The sequence below is a fragment of the Arthrobacter sp. SE2 genome, from assembly GCF_058244265.1.
Genome location: NZ_JBZAYA010000001.1, coordinates 370497 through 382751 on the forward strand (window position 1 = coordinate 370497; position 12255 = coordinate 382751).

The window sequence follows — 12255 nt, forward strand, 5'->3', positions numbered from 1 at the left end:
AAGACTAGGTGAGGGGCCTCTCCCCCACGTAGAAGGATACAAAAACTGATCACTGGATTCAGTGGGCACCACTGAGCAGGACGAAAGGCAACACCATGGTTAAGCAGTCCATTTTCGGGCGGATCGCACAGCTCGCCAAGGCGAATATCAATGCCTTGCTCGACCAGGCTGAGGACCCGCAGAAGATGCTGGACCAGATGGTCCGCGACTACTCGAACAACATCGCCGAGGCCGAGTCCGCCGTGGCGCAGACCATCGGCAACCTCCGCATGCTGCAGGCCGACTACAACGAGGACATCAAGAACGCCCAGGACTGGGGCAACAAGGCCCTCGCAGCCTCCCGCAAGGCCGACGAGTACCGCGCGGCCGGCAACGCCTCCGACGCCGTGAAGTTCGACAACCTTGCCAAGGTGGCCATCCAGCGCCAGATGTCGGCCGAGAACGAGGCCAAGGCCGCCGAGCCCAACATCTCGTCCCAGTCGGAGGTCGTGGACAAGCTCAAGAGCGGTCTCGACCAGATGAAAGGCAAGCTCAACGAGCTCACCAGCAAGCGCAATGAGCTGGTTGCCCGCTCCAAGACGGTTGCTGCCCAGACCCAGGTGCACGACGCCCTCAAGAGCATCGACATCATGGACCCCACCAGCGAGGTGGGCCGCTTCGAAGAGAAGATCCGCCGCGAAGAGGCCAAAGTCCTCGGCCAGCAGGAACTTGCGGCCTCCAGCCTGGACGCACAGTTCAACCAACTTGAGGACCTCGGAGAGCAGACGGAAATCGAGGCCCGCCTGGCTGCGTTGAAGTCGGGCGGTTCGAAGGCTGCGATCGGAGCCGGCGCCACCGCTCCGGCAGATGACACTGTGGACGAAGCCGACTTCGACAAGCTCTAGTCCCACCAAACGAAGGGCCGGACCTCATGGGGTCCGGCCCTTCGTGCTTGCTGCGTGCTTTATGCGCCTACAGCGAGTCGTCCAATGATGAGCCGCATGATTTCGTTGCTGCCTTCCAGGATCTGGTGGACGCGCAGGTCCCTGGCAATCTTCTCGAGGCCGTATTCCGACAGGTATCCGTAGCCGCCATGGAGTTGGATGGCCTTGTTTGCGACATTGAACCCGGCGTCCGTGGCGACGCGCTTCGCCATTGCGCACAACCTCACGGTGTCCGGGGCGCCGCGGTCCAAGGCGTCTGCGGCACGGAGGATCAAGGTCCTGGCAGTTTCGAGTTCCGTATCCATGTCGGCGATTTCAAACAGCAAGGACTGCTGGTTGATGAGCGGGCCACCGAAAGCCGAACGTGACTTGAGGTAGGCGATGGACTTCTCCAGGGCCGCCTGGCCGCCTCCCAAGGAACAAGCGCCCATATTGACCCGGCCTCCGTTGAGGCCCTTCATGGCGATGCCGAATCCGCTGCCTTCCTCGCCAAGCCGGTTCGCCACCGGGACCCGTACGTCCTCGAAGATGACCTGACGCGTGGGCTGGGCATTCCATCCCATCTTCTTTTCATTCGGGCCGAAGGACAGGCCCGGCGCGTCCGAGGGCACAACGATCGCGGTGATGCCCTGGCTCCCCGTGTCGGCAGTCCGTGCCATGACCACATAGACGCTGGAAACTCCTGCGCCCGAAATGAACTGTTTGGTGCCGTTAAGAACGTAACTGTCGCCGTCGAGCACTGCTTTGGTGCTCAGGGCAGCGGCGTCCGAGCCTGCTCCCGGCTCCGTGAGGCAATAGCTGCCCAGTGCTTCCATGGACGCAAGCTGCGGCACCCATTGGGCCCGCTGCTCATCGTTGCCGAAAGCATCGATCATCCACACCACCATGTTGTGGATCGAGATATAGGCCGCGATGGTGGGGTCTGCCTTGGAAAGCTCCTCAAAGATCAGCGCAGCATCCGTGCGGGAAAGCCCCGAGCCGCCGAACTCTTCCCGGACATAGATGCCTCCCATGCCGAGGGTGCCCGCTTCGCGCAGGACATCCACAGGGAAATGCTTGGTCTCGTCCCATTCCGCGGCGTGCGGCGCAATGGCCGTTGTGGCGAAGTCGCGCACCATCTCCACCACCGCTTGCTGGTCCTCCGTGAGCTCAAACATTGGCACTCCTTTGCAGTTCTTCCCAGTTCTCCGGGTTGTCCGGTATTTCTGGCTATTCGGTGCGTTTACTTGCTGACTTTGCCCATCAGCGAAGCGACAGGGCGAAGGAACAGCGGCCTCGCGAGGAACCACGCGCCCACAATCACCAGGAGGGATACGGCGAAAATGCCGAAACCAACCCAGTTGATATCGTCGCTGCCGCCATACATGTGGTTCAGGTTGCGCAGCGCCCCGGTGGCGAGCACCAGGGTGACGTGCACGATGGTGAAGAGCACGAAGTACACCATCACCGGGAAATGCACCGCCCGGGCCAGTTCGATGGGATAGATCTTGTTCACCGTGCCGGCCTTCTTCGGCCATGCAGAGGACGTTCGCAGGCCGGTGATGATGGCAAGCGGGGCGGCGATGAAGACCGTGACGAAGTAGGTCAGCAATTGAAGGGCGTTGTAGTTCACCCAGCCGTCCTCAGTGGGCCAGTTCAACGATGCGTACTGGAGGGCGGCCGAAAGGGCGTTCGGGAATACATCCCAGCTGGTGGGAATGATCCGCATCCATTGCCCGGTGGCAAAGATCACGATGATGAAGATGATGCCGTTCAACACCCACAGGGCATCCAGGGTCAGGTGGAACCACAGGTCCAGGCTGATCTTGGTTGGCGCGTTCTTGGTCCGGATGAATCCTTTGTTGTTTCGGGTCCATTGGGCCGGAGGCCTCTTGGCTGTGCGGACCTGCCAACCGGATCGAACGATGAGCACCATGAAGAAGACGTTCAGGAAATGCTGCCACCCCAGCCATGCCGGGAAACCTACAGGGGCGTTCGCCGGGAGGCTGGATGCGCCTGGGAACTCGTGCAAGAACGACTGCACACCCGACAGGCCCGTCAACCATTTGGCAAACAAGACGATGAGCAAAAGTACGAGCAGCACGCCTGGAACCACCCAAAGGGGTTGGGACCATTTGCTTTTGGCTGCTGTCGACTTTTTGGCGGGGGTGGACATCTTCTCAGGCACCTCTCGGAAGAACTTTGCAACAGGGACGCATCAAGCTAACAGGCTTTGGACCGAAGCGGCCAAAGCCTGTTACGCCGTCAGTTTGAACGGGCCTTGACGGCCTCGATGAGTTTCGGGACCACCGTGAAAATATCGCCCACGATTCCGAAGTCGGCCACCTCGAAAATGGGCGCGTCCTCGTCTTTGTTGATGGCCACAATGGTCTTGGCGGTCTGCATGCCTGCGCGGTGCTGGATGGCTCCGGATATTCCCAATGCGATGTACAGCTGCGGGGACACGCTCACACCGGTCTGGCCCACCTGGGCCGTCTGGGCAATGTACCCGGCGTCGACGGCTGCGCGTGACGCACCGATCGCCGCGCCCAAGGTGTCGGCGAGCTGTTCCACCAGCACGAAGTTCTCGGGCGAGCCCAAACCCCGTCCCCCGGAAACCACCGTCGACGCAGTCCGAAGCTCGGGCCGGGCCGAGACGGCGGCATCGTCGTTGAACCGGTCAATGATGGCGGCGCCTTCTTCTCTGGCATCGAGGGACACCGTCTGCAGGTCTGCCGTTGCTGCAGGAGCCTGGCCTTCGATCGCCCCCTGCCGGATGGTGAGGATGGGCAGCCCGCCTTCCACCACGGACTCGACGGTGTAGGCCCCGCCAAACACCGAATGCTGGGCAACAACGGTTCCGTTGTCGCTGCGCACCTGCACGACGTCGGCGAGCATGCTCCCGCCGACCCGGACAGCAAGCCGGGCGGCAGCTTCGCGGCCGTCCACCGAATTCGCGGTGAGGACGGCAGCCGGCCCGTAGGCTTCGACGGCCCCGCTCAGGGCATCCACGGCGGGTGCCACCAAAACAGTGCCGGCGGCAGCTGTCACAACCGAGTAGATCCTTGCCGCGCCCAGCTCACCCAGGCGCGCGACGTCGTCGTCCGCCAGCGGTGCCGAGGACACGACGACGGCGGCCGGTGAGCCCAGCGTGGCTGCGGCAGCCAGCAGCCCGCGGGCGGATGCGGCAATCTCGCCGCGGTGGGAAATTTCAATGAGCACCAAGACGTTCGACATTTCTTTTCCTCCCTCAGACCAGGCGGTTCGCAACGAGGAACTCGGCGAGCTCGTCGGCCGCGGTCCCGTCATCGATGAGTTTTCGTCCGGCCGCGCGCGGCGGCCGCTCAACGGTGGAGACCACTACAGTGCGGCTGGCGCCCGTCGGGACGCCAAGCTCGGCGGTGGACAACGTGGTGACGGGTTTGCGCTTGGCCGTCAAGATGCCCTTGAAGTTGGGAAACCGGGCCTCCGGGAAACGCTCGGTCACAGTGATGATGGCGGGCAGTCCGGCACGGACATTGAGGGTTCCGCCCTCGCCCTGGCGAACGCCGCTCACGCCGTCGTCGGCGATTTCCGCGGAGATCAATGAACCCAACAGTGGCAACTGGAGATGTTCGGCAACCATGGCGGGCACGACGCCGGCGCGGCCATCCGTCGATTCGTTGCCGGCCATCACCACGTCGAACCCGGTCGACCTCAGTGCAGCCGCCAGCGTTGCGGCCGTTCGGCCGGTGTCGGCGCCGGCCAGGGAATCATCCACAATGTGAACCCCGGAATCGGCTCCCATGGATAGGGCCTTGCGCAAGGACTGGGTGGCGTCATCAGGACCCATGGTCATTGCCACTACTTCGGTGCCTTTGTTGGCATCCTTGATGCGCAACGCGGCTTCGAGGGCGCGCTCGTTGATTTCATCGACCACGGAGTCGGCGGCCTCACGGTCGAGCCGGCCCGTTGCCAGGTCGAGCTTCCGTTCCTCGGCCGTATCCGGCACTTGTTTGACGAGCACGACGATCTTCATTCAACAGCTCCCTCGATGCAAATGGCTGACGCTTGGAATCGAGAATACTAGGAACTCCTAGTATTTACCATGGAGCGAGGGAAGGAATGCTTGGAACTCCTATTGATTCTGCCGGGATTTTTCGCGCCGGGCATGGGGATTCGGCCCGGCGGCATATTGCATGGCTTCTTTCGAAGCGATCGATCTAGCCCTGGCGAATGCCGAGGGTGTTCCCGTCGGGATCACGGAACCATGCGCCACGGGCGGGGCCGAGCTGGGCGATGTGCCCTGTTGTGGCAAGGGGACCCTCGGTGTAGTCGAGGAACTCCACGCCCTTGGCGGCCAAGTCTTGGACGACCGCCTCGATGTCGTCCACTTCGAAGTGGGCAAGGGTGTGCTCCGTAGTGGTAGGCGGACGCTTGAAGACCGAGATCTCACTGACGGGGCCGCACCGGTACCGTACGCCTACCGGAGTCTCCCAGAGGAAGGTCAGCCCCAGGATGCCGCCGTAGAACTCTTTCGCCCGTTCCAGATCCGTGACCGGAATTGTCGCCACGACCATCGTTGCATTGATCATCAGGACCTCCTCAGGCCGGCCCGTTCGGTCAGGATGAACGGGCCATTCGGCCCAAGTGTCGTCCTCCAGGAGCTGGACTGTCAACGCTTCAAGCGTTCGGATCGGCGTGGGTCACGCGGCCGGACTTGTCTCAGCGCCACGCGGAGCATGCGCCCGTCGCCGTCATCGCGAAGCAGCAAGACAAGATGCGCTCCTGCGACTACCGCTGAGGTCCAGGCCAGGACGGGCAACGATGCATAGAAGAGCCACAGAACCACCGGGAGAAGGAGCGGTGCAGCGGGACCGGCAATAGTGACGGCAAGGTCCTGATGTTTTGGCAGGCAGCAACGAACTAGCCGGAACCTCCCTGAACGGACACTGAACAAAGCCGGCGCGGATGGGGCAAAGATCCTGAAGACGGCCACGTGTCCCAGTTCGTGGAGAATCAACGACACCAGGACGAGGAAGACCATCGCGCTGAGAAGGCCAAGGATAAGCAGGCCAGTGGATTCCGTCCCCCACCAAGCTCCAGCGACGAGCGCCAAGGGCCACCCCAGCCTTCTGAACATCATCGTCAAGGCTTGGGCTTGGGCACGCGCCCTGCCCGGTAGCAGAGCTGCCGATTCAGTGGCAGGCAAGGGAGCAGCGCACTGCAGTTTGTTGAGGAAACTTCGGTGCCCGACGTGCCGGGCTGAAGCCAGCCCGGCATCGAGGGCCTCGCGCGCACGCACAAAGTCTTCGGGGCCGTCGTCTGGTCTGATAATCGGCGGCGGAGCCACGATGGATATCCCCAGCGGAGCGTAGGCCCATCTCCCGTTCTGCTGGACAATACCCTCAACCGGAAAAAGTTCGGCTCCTCTGGCCGCTTCGTCAACCATCTTTCGACACCCGGAGTACAAGGAGACCAAGTGCCGATGCAAGGAAGATAGCCAAGACTGCGGTGGAGAGCATCTCCCCGAGATACGAAGCATCGCCGAAAAGCTTCCCGAGCTCGGTTCCGGTCCAGCGCGCCGCCGAAGAGGAGGCGCCATAGATCAGGAAGACCGTGAAGCCAGTGGCACCGCTGGCCAATGGCTGCTCGCGGCTGAACGGCACGAGCACTCCACCAATCATGCCTGCAACCCAGGCCAGGACGGCATCCGGAATAAGTCGGGCCCAATGATCCGCGGTGAGGAGACCCGCAGCGACCATCGATGCGACGAAAACAGCACCAATCACCAACGAGATCATGGCGCAGGCGATGAGTTTGGGTGCAACCCAGGCAGTGGCGCGTCCAGTGAGGTGACGCTGGACCCAGTGGCTCCTGCTTGTCAGCCCGTAGGATTGCATACCGACGATACAAGGTGCCACAGCCAAGCTGGGTGCTATGGCCGCTGCGAGGAACCCGAACTCAGGATGACTCGACAAGGCAACGACACCGCCAAGCCCTATCGCCAACAGGAAGACCAACACGGTGAACTGATGGCTACGCAAGAGTTGCATCCCATCGATGTACGCAGCAGCAAGCAGCCGGTTCCGGGGAAGCGGGGCGTTGGCGAAGAGCCGGAGCGTCACGTCCTCCTGGTTGTCGATGTCCACGCGGGCCACAAGGAACATCAGGCCAATCGGAATCGCCAGCCAGATCACACTCGTCACGAGGTCCTGCCACGGAGTAGGGGCGCCAGTCCACAACGGCGCCAGTGCACGCCCCCAGACACGGTGCATGGCGACGTTGCGTGGCCCCTCGACCGTATCGGCCATGCTCTCCGGCAGCGGCAGGATATCCGTCCAGACGAGCAGCGTGCTGATGATGAAGCAAGAAACCCCGGCGAAGGTCAAAGCGTAGTAGCGCGGTAGCCTCAGCCAACGCCGGTACGCGTAACCGAGGGTTTGGAACAGGGCCAAGACCAGCAACTGGGCGGAGGCAAGGAAAACCATAAGCAGAATCGACGAAACCGCGGCAGCCCAACAATCGACACTGGTGCGCCAAAGGGCGGCGAGTGAAGGGATACAGAGGCTGAAGGCCAAAATGTAAGACAATGCCAGTACGGGCATCTGCAGCCCTGCGAAGACCGCCCTCCGGGAAACCGGGAGCATCTCCAGCACAGTCGCGAGGGAGTTACGGGACGGGCCCAGTATCGAGAACAAAGCGGTAAGAAACGCGATCGTCAGGAACGAGCCGCCCAACATGAAGGAAAGCAATCCGGGCGTCAGCGTGATCTGTTGTGTCGTTTCCGTGCCCCCGACCAACAAAGCCAGGATCGTACCGAAGGCCATGGCGGTGACAACAGCGGTCAACGTAAAAGCCCTGATCGCGGTTACAGAGAGCCGGAGCTGTCCCGCCGTCTCTCGCGTCCAAGCTGTGAGGGCGGTGCGGGCGACCGTCGCTGCGGCGCCCACTAGTTCTGTCCTGAGGGTCCCGGGGATGCGTTGCTGCTTCGCACTGCCATCACCACGCTGACAAGCACCGACAACGCTATGACCACGACGATTCCGGCGAAGTTCGGCTGGAATTCCAAGGCCAGCGCTCCGTTTTCGGTTCCGGCAGTCGCCGTGAACAGACCTGGCAGGGTCGCAGGGGAGCCCGTCGAAATGGCGATCACGCTCGTGGCCACGCACAGAATGAACACCAGGGCCAATCCCCCGACCACGCCGCCGAGGGCTGCGCCAACTATTTTCGACATCGTGTTCATTGAGGTCCCTCCTCGAGCCGGCCAACGCGGAGCGCCGCCTGTAGTTGTTCCCGGCGCTCCGCCTGGAACTCGTCAAGTTTCGTTGCCTGAAGGAACACCGCTTCGAGCGACGCGAGCCCTCCGTAGTCTTCGCGGAGTCCGGCGGGGCTGCCCATTGCCGCCTGTTCCCCGTTGTTGAGAATCATCACCCGATCACAGTCGAGCTCGGCCCGAAGCATGTCATGTGTGGCTATCAGCACCGAACCGCCAGCCCCGGCGAACATCGCCAGCAAATCCCGAAGCACGGCCGCAGCTTCCGGATCGAGCCCGCGAAACGGTTCGTCGAGTACGAGGAGTTCCGGGGAATGCATGACGGCGACGACCAGCTGCAGCTTCCGCTTCATGCCATGGGAGTACCCACCGATGGATCGTCCCAAGGCTGTCCTCAAACCAAGCACGTCGGCCAACTGGGCGGCAACGTCCCGGTCGTCACGCTTCCGGAGCCGGTGATGGAGATCAAGGTATTCAGTGCCCGTCAAGGACAAAGGCAACGGCAAGTCATCGGGCGCGAACCCGATCCATTGCCTCGACTCCTTGTGGCCAACAGGAACGCCGTTGACTTCAACACTCCCCCGGCTCGCCTCAAGCAAACCAGTCAGGATATGAAGGGTGGTTGATTTTCCGGACCCGTTCGGGCCGAGGAGTCCGAAGACTTCTCCGGGTACCAGCTCGAACGAGATATCCCGCACCGCTTGTACCGTTCCATAGTCTTTTCCGAGCTCCTCGACCCTGCAGGTGAAATGCACAGATTTCAATGGTTCATTCACCGTTGCGTTGATCTAGCTTCGGCAGTACAACTTCCACGTTCCCCCGGATTCCCAGCTCGGCATATCCATTGCCGGCCAGGCGCCACGCTGCCGGCAATACCAGAACCAGGCGGCAACGAAGCCCATGAAGATGATGGCTGCAATCGGGATCACGATCAGAAATCCGACGTCGTTCTGACGACGGGCCATCGCGTCAGCGGCCAGTTGCGGGATCAGTGTGGGAGCCGTGAGCAATAGCGTTGAGCGTTTTTGCATCGATTTCCTCCTATTTTCTTGAACTGGCTGAGGGGAAATTCAGCTTTGTTCCCCCGCCCAAGAAACTAGCGCGATATTTCGCCTCTCAGTGGTCGAAGTGGTCAAACTCCGTGCAGATTTGCCAAAAATCAGTGTGTTTTTCGGCAATCTCAGTGTGGATCTCGGCTGCTCTACGTGTTAATGGACGTTTCACACTGAGGGGCCGGAGCAGCCGCCTGAGACCGTGTCCAGGATCTCCCTCGGGAAGTAGGAGCGGATGTCTCCGCTGCGCGTACCTCACGATCGAGAAGGGGTAGCGGAAATAGGGTTAAACGAAAGAGTCCGCCCAGACGGGCGGACTCTTTCGTTTATTTGGTTGCGGGGACAGGATTTGAACCTGTGACCTCTGGGTTATGAGCCCAGCGAGCTACCGAACTGCTCCACCCCGCGTCGCAGAATCAACTCTACCGCACATTCAGGGGCGCCCCTGACCATTCCGGTGTGCGCTGCGGCACGATGGGGAACTCAGGATCCAAAGGGAACCTTCGGGCCGGCGCAACAGCACCTCAGAGGAGGGCCTATTCTCGCCGGGACCTGGCGCCGTCTTGACCTTCTTTGATTTGGGAAAGCGCTTGCGACACGACGAGTCGCGTCATTTGGGTGTCGAGACGGCTCAAAGAAGGTCAGGAGGTAGCGAACACGGCCGCACCGGGCACACGTCTAACCCTTGCCCGCTCCCCCACCCCAAACCGGTGGCAAAATCGAGTAGGTGGGTCGGGTTTCCCGCCCCACCTCTCACACCACCGTACGTGCGGGCCTCGCATACGGCGGTTCGCTAGGTCGTTTGAAAGCGATCCCATGCAGGGCGTAAGTGGATGAGGCCTTGACCTTCCCAGTACTCAGTTGGGCGGGCCTCTTGACGGGGCTGCTTGAAGCGAATCAGGCAGTAACTACTATGGCACACGATGCCGGAATCGATCCGGAAAACTTCGCCAAACTTGCCTAGGCGCACGACACCCACCTCATCGGCTAATCCGCGAGGACGCGTGCCGTAAAGCAGCCGCAGGGGCAACCCACGTAACCGCTGCCGGATCTCCCGAGAATTCAACTGAATCGATCGGACGAAAGCGTCCTTTGGCAGGGTGGCCTGCGGCATTTTCGAGGAAGAGAAAGCCAAACGGACGCCGGGGCTGACGCCACCCTGAGCTATCGCCCAGGCGGGCCATCGTCCAGTTTCATGTGCTCCATGGCCGTGTCGTTCCCAGAGCCTCGCCCTTCATGTGCCGCTCTAGGTCTTAGTCCAGCCAAGTAGCCGAGATACCGCCGGTGAGTGCGACCAGTGCTACAGCTATCAGAACCCCCCAACGCCCCCCCAATTGCCCAGCAGAATTTGCGTAGGGGTTGTGGTCGTTCGGCATTCCCTGATGCTATGCCCTTTCATTTGGGTCTGAACCAGGGGGCGAGCCCAACTTGTCGCTGCAGACATCAGACAGCCGGCAAGTCTTGACCCGGTCGAAGCCGCCCTTCGCAAAAGATTGAGGTTAGGCGATCAGCTTCAGGCTATTTGACGGGAACCCTGCGGTCTACGTAGTAGGCGGAGAACACAAGGGCCACCAGTCCAAGGAGAGCTGCACCGTAGTAGAACAGGAGGCCAGGAATGCCCAAGTGAACGCTAAACATGCCGCTAAGGAGCAGCTGAACGCCAATGCAAAGCACCAAAAACACGGCGGCGACGCACCCGATCCGTATGCCCCTGGAGATGCTGGTCCCGCGTGGGGTACTAGCCACAAAATCGGCAACGCTGAATCGATCAACTGCTGTCCGGCGTTGTTCCATCGCTTCGTCGAGGAGGCGCGGTATCTCGGTTTCTGCTACGCCCTTTTTCCTGAGGGCGTACACAATATCCTGCTTGAGGTTTGAGTCCATTGTTTCACTCCGTTGTCAAGATCATGCGATTAAACTACATCCCGCGTTCGATTGCGCCAGACACCGATGACGCACGGCACGATGATCCAAATCGCTGCTGAGGAAATCGCTGCGATGGCATTTCCTCCTTCAGTCAGAACGTTTGAAAGAGTGAAGGGTGGTTGATTTTCCGGACCCGTTCGGGCCGAGGAGTCCGAAGACTTCTCCGGGTACCAGCTCGAACGAGATGTCCCGCACCGCTTGTACCGTTCCATAGTCCTTTCCGAGCTCCACGACCCTGCAGGTGAAATCCACAGATTTCAATGGTTCATTCACTGTTGGGCAATAGCGTTGAGAGTTTTTGCATCGGTTTCCTCCTATTTTCTTGAACTGGCTGAGGGGAAATCCAGTGATGAGTGTCTGTTCCCCCGCCCACGAAACTAGCGCGATATTTCGCCTCTCAGTGGTCGAAGTGGCCAAACTCCGTGCAGATTTGCCAAAAATCAGTGTGTTTTTCGGCAATCTCAGTGTGGATCTCGGCGCTTCTGCGTGTGAAAAAACGTTTCACCCGGATCGGCCCAGATAGCCGTCTAAGACCGTGTCCAAGACCGCCCTGGGGAAGTGGGGGCGGCCGTCTCCGCTGCGCCTACCTCAGGATCGAGAGCGCGGCGAAAATGGGGGTTAAACGAAGGCACCGTCGGATTCTGCTGGATCATTCTCTTCGCCGAAGTTGCCGGTCCCATGATTCCGCGGGCCCGGAATGCGCCCATTCGAATGATTGAGCAGAATCCGACATCCGAGCGAAGACGATCCCGGGACGGACGTACCGGGGACACGTTCTACCCATCCAGCACTCCCCCACCCGCAAATCGGCGGAAAACGAAAAAAGATCCGGCACAGTGTTTCCACTGTGCCGGATCTTTTCTCCAGTTGCGGGGACAGGATTTGAACCTGTGACCTCTGGGTTATGAGCCCAGCGAGCTACCGAACTGCTCCACCCCGCGTCGCAAGAACTACTTTACCTGCAGGTGAATGTCAGGCCAAATCGAAACGACGTGACCTCGGTCTCCCCCGCCGGGCGGCCACCATGCACGGGCCGCCAGATCAAAAGGAAGACCGGGCCAGCCCTGGTGAGGGCTGGCCCGGTCTTGCAAAACCCCCAGCTAAGCCGGAATCGGCCAGC

13 protein-coding genes and 2 tRNA genes are annotated in these 12255 nt (G+C 61.0%); 1 reads left to right on the forward strand and 14 read right to left on the reverse strand.

Annotated elements, in window-relative coordinates:
• Positions 1 to 95: 95 nt before the first annotated feature.
• Positions 96 to 884, forward strand: coding sequence for a PspA/IM30 family protein (locus AC4CS3_RS01835; RefSeq protein WP_490781960.1), 789 nt, complete (start codon positions 96 to 98; stop codon positions 882 to 884).
• A gap of 59 nt (positions 885 to 943) precedes the next feature.
• Here AC4CS3_RS01835 and AC4CS3_RS01840 read toward each other — a convergent pair whose 3' ends face one another.
• The 14 genes from AC4CS3_RS01840 to AC4CS3_RS01905 form a co-directional block, all read right to left on the reverse strand.
• Complete coding sequence (locus AC4CS3_RS01840; protein WP_441411623.1) at positions 944 to 2080, reverse strand: acyl-CoA dehydrogenase family protein; 1137 nt, start codon at positions 2078 to 2080, stop codon at positions 944 to 946.
• 65 nt (positions 2081 to 2145) lie between these two features.
• The gene (locus tag AC4CS3_RS01845; RefSeq protein WP_490781961.1) at positions 2146 to 3078 is read right to left on the reverse strand and encodes a cytochrome b/b6 domain-containing protein; all 933 of its coding nucleotides are present in this window, start codon (positions 3076 to 3078) and stop codon (positions 2146 to 2148) included.
• An 89-nt stretch (positions 3079 to 3167) separates the two neighbouring features.
• A complete protein-coding gene (locus tag AC4CS3_RS01850) occupies positions 3168 to 4139 on the reverse strand; it encodes an electron transfer flavoprotein subunit alpha/FixB family protein (protein ID WP_490781962.1) in 972 nt (323 codons plus the stop codon).
• Positions 4140 to 4152: 13 nt separating this feature from the next.
• Positions 4153 to 4920: an electron transfer flavoprotein subunit beta/FixA family protein gene (locus AC4CS3_RS01855; RefSeq protein ID WP_490781963.1), complete on the reverse strand. Its 768-nt coding sequence runs from the start codon at positions 4918 to 4920 to the stop codon at positions 4153 to 4155.
• A 184-nt stretch (positions 4921 to 5104) separates the two neighbouring features.
• Positions 5105 to 5476 (reverse strand): VOC family protein, encoded by a 372-nt coding sequence (locus AC4CS3_RS01860; RefSeq protein WP_490781964.1) that lies wholly within the window; start codon positions 5474 to 5476, stop codon positions 5105 to 5107.
• 80 nt (positions 5477 to 5556) lie between these two features.
• On the reverse strand, positions 5557 to 6333 hold the full coding sequence (locus AC4CS3_RS01865; RefSeq protein WP_490781965.1) for a hypothetical protein: 777 nt from the start codon (positions 6331 to 6333) through the stop codon (positions 5557 to 5559).
• Entirely contained in the window at positions 6326 to 7834 is a 1509-nt protein-coding gene (locus tag AC4CS3_RS01870) for a hypothetical protein (protein ID WP_490781966.1), read from the reverse strand. The genes AC4CS3_RS01865 and AC4CS3_RS01870 overlap by 8 nt, the downstream gene beginning before the upstream one ends.
• The gene (locus AC4CS3_RS01875) at positions 7834 to 8127 is read right to left on the reverse strand and encodes a hypothetical protein (protein ID WP_490781967.1); all 294 of its coding nucleotides are present in this window, start codon (positions 8125 to 8127) and stop codon (positions 7834 to 7836) included. The genes AC4CS3_RS01870 and AC4CS3_RS01875 overlap by 1 nt, the downstream gene beginning before the upstream one ends.
• The gene (locus tag AC4CS3_RS01880; protein ID WP_490782100.1) at positions 8124 to 8912 is read right to left on the reverse strand and encodes an ABC transporter ATP-binding protein; all 789 of its coding nucleotides are present in this window, start codon (positions 8910 to 8912) and stop codon (positions 8124 to 8126) included. The genes AC4CS3_RS01875 and AC4CS3_RS01880 overlap by 4 nt, the downstream gene beginning before the upstream one ends.
• Positions 8913 to 8945: 33 nt before the next feature.
• The gene (locus AC4CS3_RS01885) at positions 8946 to 9188 is read right to left on the reverse strand and encodes a hypothetical protein (RefSeq protein ID WP_490781968.1); all 243 of its coding nucleotides are present in this window, start codon (positions 9186 to 9188) and stop codon (positions 8946 to 8948) included.
• 352 nt (positions 9189 to 9540) lie between these two features.
• A tRNA-Met gene (locus tag AC4CS3_RS01890) sits at positions 9541 to 9617 on the reverse strand.
• A 1110-nt stretch (positions 9618 to 10727) separates the two neighbouring features.
• Positions 10728 to 11093 carry a hypothetical protein gene (locus AC4CS3_RS01895; RefSeq protein WP_490781969.1) on the reverse strand — a complete coding sequence of 122 codons (366 nt, stop codon included), beginning with the start codon at positions 11091 to 11093 and terminating at the stop codon, positions 10728 to 10730.
• Positions 11094 to 11222: 129 nt separating this feature from the next.
• The gene (locus AC4CS3_RS01900) at positions 11223 to 11408 is read right to left on the reverse strand and encodes an ATP-binding cassette domain-containing protein (RefSeq protein WP_490781970.1); all 186 of its coding nucleotides are present in this window, start codon (positions 11406 to 11408) and stop codon (positions 11223 to 11225) included.
• A gap of 594 nt (positions 11409 to 12002) precedes the next feature.
• Positions 12003 to 12076 (reverse strand) — tRNA-Met (locus tag AC4CS3_RS01905).
• Positions 12077 to 12255: the final 179 nt, after the last annotated feature.